Source organism: Kordia periserrulae (genome assembly GCF_003054265.1).
Lineage (GTDB): Bacteria > Bacteroidota > Bacteroidia > Flavobacteriales > Flavobacteriaceae > Kordia > Kordia periserrulae.
In genome coordinates this window covers 422,451-441,199 of the sequence record NZ_QBKT01000004.1, presented here as the reverse complement: position 1 = coordinate 441,199, position 18,749 = coordinate 422,451, and the positions used below count along the sequence as shown (strand labels likewise).

Annotated in this window: 14 protein-coding genes; 11 read left to right on the top strand and 3 right to left on the bottom strand. The window is 37.8% G+C overall.

Annotation, left to right across the window (positions count from 1 at the left end; all coding sequences use genetic code 11):
• Nucleotides 1-92: 92 nt before the first annotated feature.
• The 6 genes from C8N46_RS10805 to C8N46_RS20475 all read left to right on the top strand — a co-directional run bounded on the left by C8N46_RS10805 (nucleotide 93) and on the right by C8N46_RS20475 (nucleotide 7,933).
• Nucleotides 93-1,208: a transglutaminase domain-containing protein gene (locus C8N46_RS10805; protein ID WP_146169797.1), complete on the top strand. Its 1,116-nt coding sequence runs from the start codon at nucleotides 93-95 to the stop codon at nucleotides 1,206-1,208.
• Between the two features lie 130 nt (nucleotides 1,209-1,338).
• Entirely contained in the window at nucleotides 1,339-2,139 is an 801-nt protein-coding gene (locus C8N46_RS10800) for a hypothetical protein (protein ID WP_108114903.1), read from the top strand.
• Nucleotides 2,140-2,301: 162 nt separating this feature from the next.
• Nucleotides 2,302-4,158, top strand: a complete 1,857-nt coding sequence (locus tag C8N46_RS10795) for a DNA topoisomerase IV subunit B (protein WP_108114902.1) — start codon at nucleotides 2,302-2,304, stop codon at nucleotides 4,156-4,158.
• Nucleotides 4,159-4,166: 8 nt separating this feature from the next.
• The gene (locus tag C8N46_RS10790; protein WP_146169796.1) at nucleotides 4,167-4,640 is read left to right on the top strand and encodes a hypothetical protein; all 474 of its coding nucleotides are present in this window, start codon (nucleotides 4,167-4,169) and stop codon (nucleotides 4,638-4,640) included.
• On the top strand, nucleotides 4,640-7,276 hold the full coding sequence (locus C8N46_RS10785; RefSeq protein WP_108114900.1) for a DNA gyrase/topoisomerase IV subunit A: 2,637 nt from the start codon (nucleotides 4,640-4,642) through the stop codon (nucleotides 7,274-7,276). The genes C8N46_RS10790 and C8N46_RS10785 overlap by 1 nt, the downstream gene beginning before the upstream one ends.
• Before the next feature lie 492 nt (nucleotides 7,277-7,768).
• Nucleotides 7,769-7,933, top strand: a complete 165-nt coding sequence (locus C8N46_RS20475) for a hypothetical protein (RefSeq protein ID WP_158269134.1) — start codon at nucleotides 7,769-7,771, stop codon at nucleotides 7,931-7,933.
• 106 nt (nucleotides 7,934-8,039) lie between these two features.
• On the opposite strand, the gene C8N46_RS10780 is transcribed toward C8N46_RS20475, so the two are convergent.
• A complete protein-coding gene (locus C8N46_RS10780; protein ID WP_108114899.1) occupies nucleotides 8,040-8,756 on the bottom strand; it encodes a hypothetical protein in 717 nt (238 codons plus the stop codon).
• Nucleotides 8,757-8,957: 201 nt separating this feature from the next.
• Nucleotides 8,958-9,821, bottom strand: a complete 864-nt coding sequence (locus tag C8N46_RS10775; protein ID WP_108114898.1) for a GIN domain-containing protein — start codon at nucleotides 9,819-9,821, stop codon at nucleotides 8,958-8,960.
• A gap of 193 nt (nucleotides 9,822-10,014) precedes the next feature.
• On the opposite strand from C8N46_RS10775, the gene C8N46_RS20145 reads away from it, so the two are divergent.
• Nucleotides 10,015-10,398, top strand: coding sequence for a hypothetical protein (locus C8N46_RS20145; RefSeq protein ID WP_211314493.1), 384 nt, complete (start codon nucleotides 10,015-10,017; stop codon nucleotides 10,396-10,398).
• 228 nt (nucleotides 10,399-10,626) lie between these two features.
• Nucleotides 10,627-11,415: a tRNA pseudouridine synthase A gene (locus C8N46_RS10765; protein ID WP_108114896.1), complete on the top strand. Its 789-nt coding sequence runs from the start codon at nucleotides 10,627-10,629 to the stop codon at nucleotides 11,413-11,415.
• 63 nt (nucleotides 11,416-11,478) lie between these two features.
• On the opposite strand, the gene C8N46_RS10760 is transcribed toward C8N46_RS10765, so the two are convergent.
• Nucleotides 11,479-12,789, bottom strand: coding sequence for a DEAD/DEAH box helicase (locus C8N46_RS10760; protein WP_108114895.1), 1,311 nt, complete (start codon nucleotides 12,787-12,789; stop codon nucleotides 11,479-11,481).
• A gap of 194 nt (nucleotides 12,790-12,983) precedes the next feature.
• Between C8N46_RS10760 and C8N46_RS10755 the strand changes: the two genes are divergently transcribed.
• The 3 genes from C8N46_RS10755 to C8N46_RS10745 are packed head-to-tail and all read left to right on the top strand — an operon-like array spanning nucleotide 12,984 to nucleotide 18,741.
• Nucleotides 12,984-15,683 carry an FAD-binding protein gene (locus tag C8N46_RS10755; protein WP_108114894.1) on the top strand — a complete coding sequence of 900 codons (2,700 nt, stop codon included), beginning with the start codon at nucleotides 12,984-12,986 and terminating at the stop codon, nucleotides 15,681-15,683.
• Between the two features lie 15 nt (nucleotides 15,684-15,698).
• Nucleotides 15,699-17,651, top strand: a complete 1,953-nt coding sequence (locus tag C8N46_RS10750; protein ID WP_108114893.1) for a LodA/GoxA family CTQ-dependent oxidase — start codon at nucleotides 15,699-15,701, stop codon at nucleotides 17,649-17,651.
• Complete coding sequence (locus tag C8N46_RS10745; RefSeq protein ID WP_108114892.1) at nucleotides 17,638-18,741, top strand: NAD(P)/FAD-dependent oxidoreductase; 1,104 nt, start codon at nucleotides 17,638-17,640, stop codon at nucleotides 18,739-18,741. Before C8N46_RS10750 ends, C8N46_RS10745 begins: the two co-directional genes overlap by 14 nt.
• Nucleotides 18,742-18,749 lie beyond the last annotated feature (8 nt).

Below are 18,749 nucleotides of genomic sequence, written 5' to 3'. Positions count from 1 at the left end.
TTTTATGGTTGAATTTAAGAAAAGTAGATATCGAAAATACTAATTTTCAAAAAAATGGGTTATTTCTAAAGAACACCATTAAAACCTTCCAAATGAAAAATCACATTGCCACTTTCGTAGTAGGATTGATACTTGCTGCTTGTTCTTCAGAAAAAAAAGACGCGACAAATGAAATCCCCATCATTAAAGCCACTTCCACAGAAACAGCATACAAAGTAGATTCCGATTGGTACAAAGGAAATTGGAGTATTGCGCCGCAAGTTGCACACGATACACTACAAATTACAAGTTATACCGCAAAAACAGCGTTCAAATTTAAAACTGACATTGACAGTATTGAATTTGAAATTGATGTGAATACCAGCAAAGATTTTTATGTGCAACTCAACGATAGTCTTCTCGCACACACCATTATCACGGCTGTTCCTTTTAAAACAACACTTGTTAAGTATAACGAAACCGCAGATTCAGACATACAAATCAAATATCAACACGGAAAAAGTGAATATTTGGAAAGTTTAAAAGAAGCATTTCCGGTAACGCTTCCTGCAACAGCATCCTCCGACAAGGAAAAAGTGTTATATGTGTTAAATTGGACGAATAGTCGATGGAAGCACAACGGAAACAACGCACCTAAAAAAAATGACGCTATTTCCATTCTGCAAGAAGCAGCGGAAGGCGGACAATTTCCTTGTTTTGCGTATGCTATTGTACTGCGCGACCAATTGAATGCACTCGGTTTTAAAGCAAGAACGGTATATTTAAAAACTGCTGATGCGAAAACGCGAAAACGTCCGCCAGGTCATGTCGCAACTGAAGTTTTCCTAAATGATTTGCAAAAGTGGGTTTTTATTGATGGTCAATTTAATGTTATGCCAACCTTAAATGGTACACCGCTCAACGCGATTGAATTTCAAAACGCCATTAGTACGGACTTTGAAAAATTTGATTTGGAAAGTATGACAACCGCTCCCAAAGTGTCCAAAACAAACTATGTAAACTTTGTCTACGATTACTTATTTTATTTAGATACAACACTAGATAACAGATATGAAGCTACAGATCGTCATATGGTAGACGGCAAAGCATCGCTCATGTTAGTACCAAGCGGTGCAGAAAATTTAGATCATATCAATTTTTGGGATATGGATGTCAACTATTGCAAATACACCACTTCCGCCAACACTTTTTATGCAAAACCAATCTAATTTTTTTCCTAAAAACGCATCTTCAACTCAAAAAGTAAGTGGAAATAGTAAGATTTTTATAATATAACAGTAAACATTTAGATACATTATGGTCGTAATTTAGCCGCATAACCAAAATAAATTACATACCATGAAAAAAATTACTTTATTAGTAAGTGCATTTTTGTTTGTATTTGTAGCAAATATGAACGCACAACAATCTGTCATCGACGATTTAGACGAAACGTTCGATTCTGCAGAAGTGATCCGAATTGAAGCAAAACGTGTAAAAGCAGCTTTAAAAACCTTATCCGTTGATTATCTTATAAACAACAATCCAAACCCAGATGTGTCTACCTATCTTCAAGTGATGGACGTAAGCATGGAAGTTGTAGAAGAATTCAGCGACGAAGTCAACTACTTTATTGGAAGTGCAGCGCAAGGAAACAGCAACATTGATCCGTCAAGCATTCAAAGTAAAGCCTCTCAAATTGAAGGAAATGAAGACTTTGTACGTATTAAGAGTGCTGAGTTGGCTACGGCAATTCAACAAAACAATCGCAATACGGCTAGTCAATTATTCAGCCAAATCAGAGGATTTTTAAACACGCAGATCAATCTAGCAAAAGAAATCAAAACAGAAGCAACAGCGTTAAAATCGTTGGCAATGGTTTACAATGTTCGTATTGAATTGGTAGACGAGCGTTCTGGAGCTTCTGTACCAGCAGGAACATTACCTGGCTATGCGGCAACGAACCAAGACACGGGGCAAATCTACTACACGGATTATTACAACTTTGACACGTTTACAAACCTTCCAGCAGGAACGTATCGTTTTGATGCGTACGACGGTTATTTCGATGGTGCGTCAAGCGCGATTGTTACCTTAGATCAAAGCTTGGTAGGAAGCGACGGATACATTGTAGTGACCTTACGTTACTGGTCAGAATAAGTCAAAAAAGACAGATAGCGAGTACAATATTTAAAATACTCCTAAAAAAGCGCAATATTCACAAAAATATTGCGCTTTTTGTTGATTATTTTCAGCGATACAGGTTTCATATTTTGATTGTAAATAGTATATTAGCAACCAACCCTAATAGCACTTCAATCAATGATACAAGACTCGCAATATACCGAAGACAATATACGTTCACTCGACTGGAAAGAACACATCCGTATGCGTCCAGGAATGTACATCGGTAAATTGGGTGATGGTTCTTCTGCCGATGACGGAATTTATATTCTGCTGAAAGAAGTGTTAGACAATTCTATCGACGAATTTGTCATGGGCGCCGGAAAAACAATTGAAGTTTCCATTCAAGGAACCAAAGTAATTGTGCGCGATTACGGGCGTGGAATTCCACTCGGAAAAGTAGTCGATGTTGTTTCCAAAATGAACACGGGAGGAAAATACGATTCCAGAGCGTTTAAAAAGTCTGTTGGATTGAATGGAGTAGGTACGAAAGCCGTAAATGCACTATCTTCGTATTTTAGAGTAGAATCAACGCGTGACGGACAATCGAGTTCTGCCGAATTTGCTACGGGCGAATTGACAGGAAAAGAATTCTTAGAAGAAACATCGCGCCGACGCGGAACTAAAGTGACCTTCATTCCAGATGAAACCATCTTTAAAAACTTCAAATTCCGTACGGAATACGTGGCAAAAATGCTGCGTAACTATGTCTATCTAAATCCTGGCTTGACGATTATTTTTAACGGAGAAAAATTCTTTTCAGAAAATGGTCTAAAAGATTTATTAGAAGACAACAATAACAAAGAAGACATGCTATATCCTATCATTCACCTCAAAGGGGATGATATTGAAGTAGCTATCACACATAGTAAATCGCAATACAGCGAAGAATATCATTCGTTTGTCAACGGACAGCACACAACGCAAGGAGGAACGCACCAAGCAGCGTTTAGAGAAGCGATTGTAAAAACGGTGCGCGACTTTTACGGAAAAAGTTTCGAAGCGTCAGACATTCGAAAGTCTATCATTTCTGCTGTCAGTATTAAAGTGATGGAGCCAGTGTTTGAATCGCAAACCAAAACCAAACTTGGTTCCACCGATATGGGAGGCGATTTGCCAACGGTACGTACGTATGTAAACGATTTTATAGGAACGTATCTCGATAACTATTTACATAAAAATCCAGAAACGGCTGAAAAGCTACAACGTAAAATTCTCCAAGCAGAACGTGAACGTAAAGAACTTTCCGGAATTCGAAAATTAGCCAAAGAACGAGCTAAAAAAGCAAGTCTGCACAACAAAAAACTACGCGATTGCCGCATTCACTTAGGCGATACCAAAAAAGAACGAAGACTCGAAACAACACTTTTTATTACAGAGGGAGATTCGGCTTCGGGTTCTATCACAAAATCGCGCGATGTCAATACGCAAGCAGTATTCAGTCTGCGAGGAAAACCGTTGAACTCGTATTCCATGTCGAAAAAAATTGTGTATGAAAATGAAGAATTCAATCTGTTGCAAGCCGCTTTGAACATAGAAGAATCGATGGAAGACTTGCGCTACAACAACATTGTCATCGCAACCGATGCCGATGTAGACGGAATGCATATTCGATTACTGTTAATCACCTTCTTTTTGCAATTCTTTCCAGAATTGATCAAAGAAGGACATTTGTATATTTTACAAACGCCATTATTTAGGGTACGAAATAAAAAAGAAACCATATACTGCTACAGTGAAGCAGAAAAACTAGCCGCCATAGAAAAGTTATCAGGAAAACCAGAAATCACACGATTCAAAGGTTTAGGGGAAATTTCACCAGATGAATTCAAACATTTCATCGGAGACGACATTCGCCTCGATCCTGTAATGTTAGACCGTGACACATCCATTGAAGAATTACTGCAATTCTACATGGGCAAAAACACGCCTGACAGACAAGAATTTATCATTAACAATCTCAAGGTTGAGTTAGACCTTATTGAAGAAAAATAAATGAAAATATGCGGTTTAGTAACGCGAGCTCGAAAAAGTGGGTGCCTTTTCTCTACTTTTTTCTAGGAATTAGTAGCATTTTGGTCATAGCGTATTTGTTTCTTTTCAGAGATGACATGAAAGGGAGACTTTGGTATGCCATTCCTGCTGGGCTACTGTTTTTGTTAGTTGTTTTTTACAGTACTGCAAAATATTTTGAGTTTGATAGTGATGGCAATGTACTGACGTTTATAAATAGAGGATTGTTTATTTCTAATTTTGTCAACTATCGCGAGCAAAGAGCGGAATTTCCAAAGGAAAAACTGAAACGCTATCGCATTCAAAACTATCTGTTTATTAGTTTTTTATATGTGTATGTAAAATCGAAAAGTAATCAAATCAAACGCGTGCGATTCAACATCACATTGCTCAGTAACAGTAAAAAAAGAGTCTTAAAAAAATCGCTTGAAAAAGTGTTAAAGCATAACAACGAAATTTCTTAATGGAAGAACATAACGAAGAATTACATGCTGACAATCAGCAACATGAAAACAATACGCAAGACACCATTACCAAAGTTACAGGCATGTACAAAGACTGGTTTTTGGACTATGCGTCGTATGTGATTTTAGAAAGAGCCGTACCAGCCATTGAAGACGGTTTTAAGCCTGTGCAGCGCCGTATCATGCATTCTATGAAAGATTTGGATGATGGACGCTATAATAAAGTGGCAAATATCGTAGGACATACCATGCAGTACCATCCACATGGTGACGCGAGTATTGCCGATGCCATGGTGCAAATTGGTCAAAAAGACTTGTTGATAGATACGCAAGGAAACTGGGGAAACATTCTCACAGGTGACCGCGCGGCGGCTTCTCGTTATATTGAAGCACGGTTGTCAAAATTTGCGTTGGATGTCGTGTTTAGTCCAAAAATTACCGATTGGCAATTGTCGTATGACGGTCGTAAAAACGAACCTGTCAATCTTCCAGTAAAGTTTCCATTGTTATTAGCACAAGGTGCGGAAGGAATTGCGGTAGGATTGTCCACCAAAATATTACCACACAATTTTATTGAACTGATTGATGCTTCTATCAAGCATTTGCAGGGAAAACGTTTCCAAATTTATCCTGATTTTCCAACAGCAGGCATCATGGATGTCAGCAACTATAATGACGGAATGCGAGGCGGAAAAGTGCGTGTGCGTGCTAAAATTTCGCAACTAGACAAAAATACCTTAGTCATCACTGAAATTCCTTTTGGAACCAACACCACATCGCTCATAGAATCAATCTTAAAAGCGAACGACAAAGGGAAAATTAAGATAAAAAAGATAGAAGACAACACGGCAGCAAACGTAGAAATCTTAGTGCATTTGCCAAGTAATATTTCACCTGATAAAACGATTGATGCCTTGTACGCGTTTACAAATTGTGAAAGTTCTATTTCGCCGCTAGGTTGTATCATTTACGATAACAAACCGTTATTTATTGGTGTTTCTGAAATGTTGCGTCGTTCTACAGACCATACGGTAGATTTGTTGAAAGCCGAATTGGAAATTCAGTTGGACGAATTGCAAGAGCAATGGCATTTTGCCTCGCTGGAGCGAATTTTTATCGAAAATAGAATCTATCGTGAAATAGAAGAAGAAGAAACGTGGGAAGGCGTGATTAATGCGATTGACGAAGGATTGAAGCCACACATTACGCATTTAAAACGTGAAGTTACGGTAGAAGATATCACTCGTTTGACCGAAATTCGAATCAAGCGTATCTCCAAATTTGACATTGACAAAGCGCAACAAAAAATTGACGCTTTAGAGGAAAATATTGCGGAAGTAAAACATCATTTAGCAAACTTAATAGCATATGCAATTGATTATTTTACACGTTTAAAAAAGCAATACGGACAAGGTAAAGAACGCCAAACTGAAATCCGAATCTTTGACGATGTAGACGCACGAAAAGTAGTGATTCGAAACACAAAACTCTACGTCAATAGGGAAGAAGGTTTTGTAGGAACATCGCTTCGAAAAGACGAATATGTAACGGATTGTTCTGATATTGATGATATTATTGTATTTACGCGCGATGGGATGATGCAAGTCACGCGTGTGGATGCTAAGACTTTTGTCGGGAAAAATATCATTCACGTTGCCATCTTTAAGAAAAAAGACAAACGTACCATTTACAATATGATTTACCGCGATGGAAAAGGCGGCGCAAGTTATATGAAGCGTTTTTCGGTAACGAGTGTAACGCGCGATAAAGAGTATGATTTAACGCAAGGAAAGAAAGGTTCTATGATTACCTATTTTTCGGCAAATCCGAATGGAGAAGCAGAAGTGGTAACGATTATATTACGCCAAGCAGGAAGCATTAAAAAGCTGAAATGGGACTTGGATTTTGCCGATATGAGCATCAAAGGTCGCGCCGTAAAAGGAAATATCGTGACCAAATATTCTATCAAACGTATTGAACTCAAAGAAAAAGGGATTTCTACTTTAAAACCGCGTAAAATCTGGTTTGACGATACGGTGCAACGTTTAAATGTTGACGGAAGAGGTGAACTTTTAGGTGCGTTTAAAGGTGAAGATCGCTTACTCATCATTAACCAAAAAGGAGAAGTTAAAACCATTTTGCCTGAACTCACCGCACATTTTGACAATGATATGATAGTGTTGGAAAAATGGAATCCTGAAAAACCGATTTCGGCAATTTATTACGATGGCGAAAAAGAGCGTTATTTTGTAAAACGCTTCTTGGTAGAAAACGAATCGAAAGTAGAAAAATTTATCACAGAACATCCAAAATCACAATTGGAACTCGTGATGACTGATTGGCGACCAATGGCAGAAGTCGTGTTTTACAAGCAACGAGGAAAAGACCAAAAGCCAAATATCGAAGTCAATCTAGAAGAATTTATTGCGGTAAAAGGAATCAAAGCACTTGGAAATCAGTTGACAACTGATAAAGTGCGACAAATCAACGCGTTGGAATCGTTGCCTTATGAAGAACCAGAAGAAATTGCTGCGGAAGATATGGAAGTGGTCGATGAAGAAACTGTAGAAGGCGATGATGACGACAAAGGAAGTGATTCAAAAGTTTCAGGAGATGGGCAGATGGGACTTTTTTAGATGCGCTTCGCTTTTCGCTTTGCTCAATTCAAGGATTTAAAATTTAATGATTCAAGGCTTTTTATTGGATTTTGCTAGATTTTTTTAGATGCGCTTCGCTTTTAGAATCTAGACCGCTTTGCTTTTCGCTTTGCTCAATTCAAGATTTAAAATTAAATGATTCAAGGCTTTTTGTTAGATTTTTTAGATGTTTGGACGCGCTTTGCTTTTCGCTTTGCTCAATTCAAGTTTTTTTAATTTTTCTCAACTTGTCATTCCTGCGCAGGCAGGAATCCTTTGCTTTGCTTTTACGTAAAATTTCAAAATAAGAATGATTTTTTACAAATAATTCTATAAAATTAATTTGTTCGAACCTTCCTAGTCAACCTTTATAAAAGTTTGTATCTATTTATCGGAGTTGACAGTTTTCATTTAGTGAATTCTTACTTTGCTTATGCAAAGGCGGTATCCGAAAAGCCTTGATAGAGTAGGAATCATCAAAAAACAAATAGTATGTTACACAAAATTAAAAATGTAGCGCATGCAAAAGCGCTAACAAAAGAAACTCAGGCGAAAATTAACGGAGGTATTCAAATTTATTGCAATAGTAGTGGCGATTGTCCTCCAGGATGGATTTGCTCAGGTGGCGGATTTTGTTGTCCGAGTCACATCGTTTAAAGACATTTATTCACAATTTTAAGAAGCGAAAGCACTGATTTATATATAAATTGGTGCTTTTTTTGTTTTTATACACCATAAAATACACGCAAACTATGTTTTTCCACTAGACAACAGGTGAAATTCCGTAGTATCCAATTTCAAAAATAGCCAAAGCAATCAACCATTTTTCTTCTTCTGTAGTTGGCGAATTGTGAAGTGATAGGAGTGAAGAGCCAAAATTGTGTTCTTCAAAAATAGCAGTCACATCAGTTTTATTGGAAATGGAATCGTATAAAGGTGCTTTTTGAATGTCAGCAATAACACGATTGTTTAGTGTGATGGAATTCGTTTCACTCGTACGCTTTAGTTGTCCGATGTTTTTATTATCAGTATTTGCAATACTTCCCGAAGCATTCATATTTCCAAGCAATTCATCATCACAAAAAAAGGTGATTTGCTGTTTTAAAAATTCATACCTAAAAACGTACTTTTTCGTCACAGCAATTAATAGTCCTTTCGCATTCATGGCACGTTCAACGCGTGTAAAGGCAACAATTGGTTTCTGTAGTTTGTTATACAGCAATCCCGAAATTTTCAAGTTTGTCACCGCTTGCGTACGCTGAAATGTCATTGCATTAGTGACTTCCAGATAGAAATCTGCTTTATATGGTGCGAGTTTTTTACGTTTTTTAAGCAGTTTTTGACGAATTTCGGTACGTTCCGTCTCTGAAAAAGCAGCATTTTCAACATCTTTTGATTTTTTCATCACAAACGCAATCAGAACAATAAACACAAAGACTACGAGCGAAATTACAATAATCATGATGGTGAAAAAATCCATAGTGGCATCCGTTTTAAAGTGCTAAAGATACGGTATGCTATTTCAAGTTCAAACTCGAATTCAAATTCAGCTTGACGAAATACATTTTCAAATTAAGACAAAAACATTGGTACATTTTTAAACTATCAAATTAACACATTGAAAAAGCGTCGCTTCAAGTGTTTTTTCGAAGAAAAATGTATCGAGAAGTGCTATGTGTTGTTAAAAAATCCGCTTTAAAAATCCTTTATTAGCTTCACTAATTTTACGCAAAACAGCTTCTTCTTCAAATTTATACATGATGATTGATTCCGGATTTCCTAACAAGTCAATCTCAGAACGGTCGTGTGCGTCAATCGTAATCTTTTCGGAAGCATTCAATACTGCTTTTCCTTGTTCTGTTGTGGTGATGTGAATTTCTTTTGCCATTAAATCATACGCGGTAAATTCGCCTTTTTCTTTTACTTCCGCATACAAAACATCGGTTTTTCCTTGAAGATTGACCTCTGCATATTCCACTTGCGTCGTAAGTTTTGTTGTCGTTACATTCGCGTTGATTTCCGCATCTTCAAATCCAGTAACAATCAATTCGCGCGTAGTAATTTCATAACGTTGTTTTGTTTTTCCAAAACCGTTAATCGCAAGCGAATCACTCATAATTTTCAAATCAAGTTCCGCTTTGCCAAGCGCATTAATTTCAGCTTTATCAATTGTTAGTGTTGTCACAGATTTTAGTTCAGCTTCGTTTTCTGCGTGAATGCGTTCTAAATCTTTTGAAATCGTCACAAAAATTTCCAGTTTTTTATAGCTACGAATCTCTTTAGAAGTCGCGATGCGAAGCGTTCCTTCTTCAACATCAATCATAAAAACTTCGTGTAAATTTTCATCCGTAATCACTTCTACCTTTGGAGTTTCGCCATTTAAAAGTACAATTTCGAGTCCTTCTTTCACTTCCAAACTCGTAAACGGATCTATCTCATAAATGACGGTCGTAACTTCTCTATTTCCTTTAATTTTCTCTTTTTTCTGCGCAAATGCAGTCAAGCTAACAAGCAAAAAAAGAGCAACTATATACTGCTTCTTCATGATATTGGTATTTGATACGGTAAAAATACTACATCTACAACGCTAAAAGTAAAGTGTTTGTTATTTTTTAACGAAAAGTGACCAACGGCAATTTTTTCGGATAAGTCACTACATTGCAATAATGAATCCGTCATTTCTCGGCGTATTGCAGCAAAAAAATTCTTATCATTGCAGTGTCTATACTCCGAAATTTATGTTTGAGCAACTCTTTTACAAAACCATTCTAAGCTATAAAGCACAACCTAAAAAGCGCAAACATCGACAATTAATGTCGCTCGCAACTACCTATATTACGGCGTTGCAACTAAGCTTTATCTGTGTTGTTTTTATTGTATTAATCAAAGCTACGAATAGCAGTTTTTTGCTATATGCGAGCATATATGAAAAGGTTTTCTATGTTGTCCTTGCGGGAATTGTTATTTACATCTTCAATGTGTTGTATTTCAACGGGAAACGCATGTTGCAAATCAAAAACAGAGCCATTAAAGAAAACACCAAACCTACAGAAGTTTGGAAACTATGGAGCATTCCAGCAGTTATTATTTTTTTAGGTTTCATTCTCCTAAAAGCAGCCTGATTCTTTCTGAATGCTAAATGTTGAATGTTGAGTTTTGAATGTTGAATTATAAGAAACGACGAAAAACAAACAACAGAAAGCAAATAACGAAGGTTGAAATATAAAATGTAAAACCGCAAAATGTAAAATAAAAAAGTACATTTAACCAGCAACCAGCAACCAGCAACCAGCAACCAGCAACCAGCAACCAGCAACCAGCAACCAGCAACCAGCAACCAGCAACCAAAAATGAAAAGAAAACGCTACTACTATCTCATCACCATGCAATATCTCGGATTTCGCTATCACGGTTGGCAAAAACAACCCGATGTGAATACTGTACAGCGTATGACAGAGCGGACGTTGGCGTATGTTTTTGGACATAAAAATTTCAAACTATTAGCGGCAGGACGAACAGACGCAAAAGTATCGGCTAACGAAATTGCGATTGAACTATTTTTAGACGATGAACCGTTAGACATTTCAGCATTTCTACCTCTTTTCAATCAAAATTTGCCACAAGACATTCGTGTGTTGAAAATAATTGAAACAGACGAGAAATTCAACATCATACAGCATCCGAAAGTCAAAGAATACATTTACTTATTTGCATTTGGTGAAAAATACCATCCGTTTGCAGCACCATACATGACAAACATTTTGGGCGATTTAGACATTGAAACGATGAAAAAAGGCGCAAAGTTGTTTGAAGGAAATCACTACTTAAAAACCTATTGCTATAAACCGACAGCACATACGATTTTAGAAGGTGAAATAGAGTTATGTGAAATTGTGGAAAACAATCTCTTTACAGCAAATTTTTTCCCTGAACAAAGCTATCTTTTGCGTGTACGCGGCGCAGGATTCAAACGGCATCAAATCCGGATGATGATGGGAACGCTCATTTTACTTGGAAAAGGTGAATTGGACTTAGATTTCATCAAACGTTCGTTACAACCAAACTCCAACATAGAAGTCAACTATATTGCGCCAGCTTCTGGATTGATACTTAATAAAATGATTTTTAAGGACTTGTAAAAGTAATGTGGCTTTTTCGCGAATTAACTGAAAAATATTTTCAAACTAACAATCCAAGCAAATCTAATCACGTTTTCTATTTCGCGAACGCGAATTCTTTCGTTTGTTATTACTAGAAGTAGAACCTGAATTAGAAGGTTTTCTACTATTTTGGTTTCTACTAGAAGTGCCTTTCGAAGATGATTTTGTCTGATTTCTAGAACGTTGTGAACGTTCTTGTTTTGGTGGCGGCGTATAATTCGGATCAGCTTCAAAGCCTTCAATCTCTTCTGTAATTAATTTTTCACCTAATAACTTCTCAATTCCGCGAACATATTCATATTCTTCCGCAGAAACTAAGGAAATGGCATCACCACTCGCGCCAGCACGACCTGTACGCCCAATTCTGTGTACATAATCTTCAGGTACATTCGGTAATTCATAATTAATCACAAATGGCAACAAAGGAATATCCAATCCACGTGCTGCAATATCGGTGGCTACTAAAATTCGAATATCACCTTTCTTAAAACCGCTCAACGCTTTGGTACGAGCATTTTGTGTTTTATTGCCATGAATGGCAGCGGCACTAATATGATTGGAAATCAACTTCTTTGTCAAACGATTCGCGCCATGTTTTGTTCGGGTAAACACTAAAACTTGACTCCAGTTTCCATCAGAAATCAACTTGATCAATACATTTGTTTTTTCGGGTTTATTAACCTTATACACAATTTGATTTACCTTTTCGGCAGTGGTATTCTCTGGAGTTGCTTCTACAGAAACAGGATTGTGTAAAATGCTATTTGCCAACTTCTTAATATCTTTTGAAAACGTTGCTGAAAACAACAAATTCTGTCTTCGCTTTGGCATCAAATCAATTACACGTTTAATATCGCGCAAAAATCCCATGTCCAACATTCTATCGGCTTCATCTAACACTAACATTTCTACTTTGGCCAACGACAATGCGTTCTGACTGTGTAAATCGAGTAATCTTCCGGGTGTTGCCACTAAAATATCGACGCCGTTTCGTAGGGTTCTAATCTGTGGTTTCGCATTCACACCACCAAAAATCACGGTAGAACGAATGTCTAAAAAAGTGCTATATTCTTGGACATTAGCATATACTTGCGCAGCTAATTCTCGCGTAGGCGTTAAAATCAATGCTCTAATTGGTCGTCTGCGTAATGGAGGTTCTTGCGATAATAACTGCAGTATTGGCAAGGTAAAACCTGCTGTTTTTCCAGTTCCTGTTTGTGCAGATGCTAATACATCTTTGCGCTCTAAAACTAAAGGAATTGCTTTTGCTTGAATGGGAGAAGGCGTTGTGTAGCCTTTTTTACTGATAGCTCGTAGTAAGGCATCAGATAATCCTAATGATTTGAATGACATAAAAATTGTTTGTGAAATGACAATCTTTATGGGAAAACCTCATTTCTGAATTAAAAATCAAATGTACAACCATTTTTTGGATACTTGGTAGTATAATGAATATAATAATCACGTACAATTACGTATTGATTATCTTACAAATTCATTCTAAATTTCGGTAAGTATAAAAATCAAATCTTAACCTAAATTTAGTTATGAATTACACTGCCACATTTTCAGGTAAAAACAACCTGAAACACAAAGAACTAACCGAAAACAACTTCCAAGAATCCGATTTCACTATCCAATGTTGGTTGCAAACAGCTGCTGCTGGAGAGTTGGTTTCAAAACACACCGACGAAACGTCTTTCGCTTTACAAATCAACAATCAAGGAAATATCACGTTTTCTGTGACTGAAAATAATGAATCGCGAAGCATTACAGCAACAAACATTTCAGTACTCGACGAACATTGGTATCACATTACTGCAGTAAAAACGGAAAATTTTCTCCGCTTACACATCAATGACTTTTCGCTTACGCTAGAAAACCATACAGAAACGGTTGCGAAACATACAACTTCTAATTTTACGGTTGGCGGTCATGAAAACAACTTTTTTAACGGAAAACTTGGACAAATTGCGATTTGGAGTAAAGCTCTATTTCCATACGAAGTCTCCAAAATTACAATGGAAGAAGTTAGTAATACGAACAACTATCTCATCACGATTATAAAATTCATCAAAGAAGAAATAGACCATATTTTTCCAGAAAGTCTCAAATTTGAAGTACAACTAAAAATTCGAAATACGTCTTTTGAAACCCTCAAACTCAAAAGTAGAACCTCATATATAGACTACGTTCCAGAAGAAATTCAAGTACACGAAGAAGTCTGTATTTCGTTTTTATCAAGCAGCATTACGTCTGTCATCAATCAAGAACTTTGCTATGAAAATAGCAGCGGAAGTACCACAATCAACATTCTAAAAAATATCAACAGATTTGATACAGTTATCAGTGCGGTTTCCGAAAAAGATTTGGTAGACGATGTGTCCATCACGAAAAACGAAACCTTTATTTCGGAAGCAAGCATCAATATTGGAGAAAATATGGTGGTCGTAAATGCAAGAAATGTCTACAATTTTCTCAATGGATTGCAAGGATATCTTAAAAGCGATCAAATACAAACGCCTGGCGGAAATTTATATAATGAAATTGAATTCAACAAGGCGAGTCAGGTATTTAACCGACGTTTTCAACTAAAACCGTTTGTGATTATCTATTGCGAATGTACCAAAGATGTGGAACGCGTGTATAAAGATGCGATTGCGAATAATTTACCTATCAGAGTACGCTCTGGCGGACACGATCATGAAGCAGAATGTACAGGAACGGACGTGATTTTGTTAGACATGACACGTATCAATCATGTAGACGTAAGTCATGATAAAGAATATGCGCGTATCGGACCTGGAATTCGATTCAGAGACCTCACGCCACAACTGGCTGAGGAAGGTGTCATGATTCCGCACGGAACCTGTGCTACGGTGGGTGTGGCTGGATTTACCTTTGGTGGCGGTTGGGGACCGTGGACGCGAAAACACGGAATGAATTGCGAAGGATTAATTGGTGCAACAATCGTACTTGGAAATGGTGACGTCGTACAATTAAAATCTGACGGAAGTAATAAAAAAGATTTGTTATGGGCACTAAAAGGCGGCGGTGGAATGAGTTACGGAATCGTTACCGAATTGCAACTAAAAGTCTTTCCATTACCCAAAAAACTTATCAAATACGAATTGGAGTGGAATCCGTATGACAAAACAAATCCTTCAAAAATTACCATCAATTCAGAAAACAAGCTAACTAAAAACATCATCGGAGCTTGGCAAGATGTCATTATCAATAAAAACAATGAATACTCGGGAAGCGATTTTAAAAACGATCAATTGATTGGTACGAATTTAAAAGTATCAGGAAAACACTTAGAAGACGAAGTAACATTCAATTCAGAAGAAGCCATTCATAACTGTATCATGTACGGATATTGGCAAGGAACCGAAGAAAGTTTACTCGCATTTGTAAACGATTGTTTTACAGGAGATTCGCAACCTTATGAATTACGACTCATCGGTAAAGGTGGACAACGCTTAAACTATGCTGATGACGGATTGATGAGTGCGTGGGACAGAGAATCGTTTAGTGCCATCAAAAGAACCATCCGATTGGCAAATACAGATACTACAACGCTTAAAACCGCTGAAAACACAGCAAATAGAGGAGAAGCAACCTATGATAAAATCTATCGTATCGGTGGAAATTTAGCTAAAAACAGTAGCTTGGATGCAGTAAAAGAGGTATTTGAACAAATATTCACAAAAAAACCATTACCACCGGATTTAGATGCACCAGCACCACACAAAATCACTTCGCGATTGGCACACAAAAAAGGATTGTGCGAAAAAGGAATCAGTCAACTTATAAGCTCATTAACGTCTGAATTGATTCTTCCAAACAATCGTTCGTACGGACTTTTTAACTATATTACGCTTGGCGCGATTGTAGGTGAGTTTTACGACAATATGTCTGAGGAAGATAAAAAACAAAGTGCATTTCCATACAAAGACTGCGCATACACCATTCAATACCAAACATGGTGGAATACCGAATTGATTCAAAAAGAAGAAGCGCAAAATAATCCTGTCTATGATGCCACGAACCGCGCGTTAGATTGGATGCAAAAATGCCGCGATTATGAAATAGAAAACACTAGTGGTGCGTTTATCAGCTTTAAAGATGCTTCCATTCCTACCAAAACCTATTTTGGCGACAGTTATAAAGATTTAATCAACATCAAAGAAAAGTACTCAAAAGATCCGCTAAATCATTTTAGAACACGAAAAACTATAATTTAATCAACACAAAAAACCATGAACACAAACAACATTAAAAGCGTAGCAATCTATCCGCCCATCGGAATTGCACGTATTGGAAACTCAGACGAATACTATTTTGCGCCCGACATTCCTGGCGTAGAACTAACGCCAAAAGGCGGTTATAAAGATGGCGACGGACGCGTAAAAAAGCAAGTAGCACGATTCAGAATCTACGCTTTTGACGAAAATGGCAATGTTTTAGGAGAACTTACCGAGAAAGATGGAAACACTATCAATTGGCGCATTCAGGTAGCCAATGTGAAATCCGCTTGGTACGAGTTTAACAATGCCTTAGATTTGCCCGGCGCGGGAATTCCGTCTGCATACAGAAACTCAGATGTGGCAGACCGCTCGCAGCTTGCCATCAAACCAACACCAGTACAGATTACAGGGAAAAATACCAAAGGCGAGCAATACAATTTTGATGATGGTGAATTTTTTGGTAAAAAAGTAAAACTAGGACATGTAGAAACCGATGCTGATGGACGTTTGCTATTCTTCGGTGGCGATGGAAAATCAGCGTCAAAAGACAACAAACCTGCCATAACCTTTGCCAACAATCAAGGTTGGCACGACGATACTTGCGATGGTGTTATCAGAGCATCAGTAACAATCAACGGAAATACATTTGAAGCAGAACCAGCCAATGTTGCGGTAACGCCGCCAAACTTTGGACCAGGTTTGTACGGAGTTGTTACCATGAACGATGTTGTGCAAGATGTATTCATTCGTGAAATGAACTATCCTGATCCAGCGAAAAAAGGTGTCGTGTTTTACGAACATATTTATCCTATGTTGGAGCGTATGACTGATACACAATGGGTAAACTCAGGATTTTTCATGTTATTCGGGAAAAATTCGCCATCAGACTTTACCGATCCAGCATTGCGAAAACGACTTGAAAATCCATCTGACGAACACAAAGCCTTACGTCAACGTGTTTTTGAATGGTTTCGAAATCCAGATTCCAACGAATACACGCCAGCAAAAGTACCGCCGTTTTACGGAGATGGTTTTGGAGAATATGAAAAAATAGCGATTGTCGATTTACCTATCACAAAAACACAATATGCACGTTTAGAAAAATGGGCAAATGGTGATTTCACTACTGGAACCCCAAAAGTGTATGTTCCTTTTGAAAAATTATCGCCAGCAGAACAAATAAATTCCTTAAATCAAGCACCGATGGAAGAATGTTTGGGCGGACCTTTTCATCCAGGTATTGAATTGACATGGCCAATGCGTGTAAAACAAATGTGGAAAGCGCCATACAGACTAAATGTGGTGGAAGAAGGAGAAGATACCGATTTGAATTTTGGACCGTTACTATCGCCAGAAATTGTATTGGGAAGAACGAAAATTGACGGCAAAGACGGACCGTTAGCGAAAAGTGGACCAGGCTCGTTAACACGTTGGTTAGGCGTACCGTGGCAAACGGATGAAGCAAGTTGCCTATCAGGATATGATATGACCTTATATTTGCCATTGCCATCGTTTTGGGCAGCGCGCGTACCCAATCAGGTGTTGAGTGAAGATAGCTACAAACGTAGTATTGAAGCGCCTGATTTGAATATTGCTCAGCGTTTAAAGCATTTTGACTACCGTCAAGATTGGTTGCGCGATTTCGGTTCGGTATACCAGAAAAAAATCAATTTGATGATTGCAGAGTGGCACGAATTAGGAATTATCGCCAAAGCAGATACCAATACGCAAAATGCAGAAGGCTTCTTGCCAGATGAGGTTTGGAAAGAAACAGGAAGAAAATTCGGCGAACACGATCCAACCTTTGAACAAGTCATCACGGCAGAAACTATTACACATGAAGAGAAACCAATGTTGAGAAAAGTGGCTACAATTCACGGAGAACAAACGGTGAAAGCAAAAGCGGCTTCACACTCTGAAAGCAGTACACGTAAACGTAGAAGCGAATCACGTGGAGAACGTTAATCACACATACCAAGTACTTATTATCGGTGGCGGACCTGCGGGCATCGCCACCGCTTTAACCTTGCACGCGAGAGGCATTCGTTGTTGTGTAGTAGAAGCATTGAAAACACCTATTAGAAAGGCAGGAGAAGCCATTCCGCCCAATGCAAAACCGTTGTTAAAACAGTTGGGGATTTTGTCTTTATTGGAACATGAACAACACACTGTATATTACGGAAATAAAAGTTGTTGGGGAACGGAAATGTTGGAAGAAAAAGAATTCCTTGCAGACCGTTTGGGACATGGTTTTTTGCTCAATCGTTTATTTTTTGAACAGCAGTTGCAAGAAGTGTATCAGCAGACGCAGCAAGCATTTTACAAAGGATATAAGCTAAAAAAAGTAGTTTCTGACGAAGCAAAAGTTAGGGCAATTGTAGAAAGCAATTCAGAAACCATCACACTTACGGGCGATTTTATCATTGATGCTACAGGAAAAAAAGCGTCGGTTTGCAGACATTTTCAAGTAGAAAAAGAACCCTTGGATGCTCAATTTGCTATCACATTTAATTGTAAAACTACAGAAAAATTGCCGCGTCAAATCATAGTGGAAGCTACTGAAAATGGTTGGTGGTATGTAGCTCCGTATGCGGAAAATGAAGTCACGATGATGTTGTTTACACTGAAAACCTTGCTTCCGCAGAAACATCACACAGAAGCATTTCTTCAGAAAGAATTTCACAAAACTATTCATCTTTCACAAATCCTTCAAAAAATAAACATTAACAATTTTAAAATTGTTCCTGCGGGCACAAGCTGTTTGCCAATTCCGTATGGAACACAATGGCTAGCTGTTGGCGACGCGGCGTACTCATACGACCCAATTTCTTCATATGGAATTACGTCTGCGCTGGCTTCCGGGTTTTATGCTGGTCATGCTGTTGCCGATTATGTGTCTGGCAAACAAGACGCATTTTTAGGCTATCGCTATGTGGTTGAAAATGCATTTAGCGCGTATATGGAAAAGCTTGTAAATCATTACACTATAGAAAAACGCTGGCAACAAAATCACTATTGGTTACATCGGTTGGAGTTTATAAAACAAGACGTTTAATGCCTACA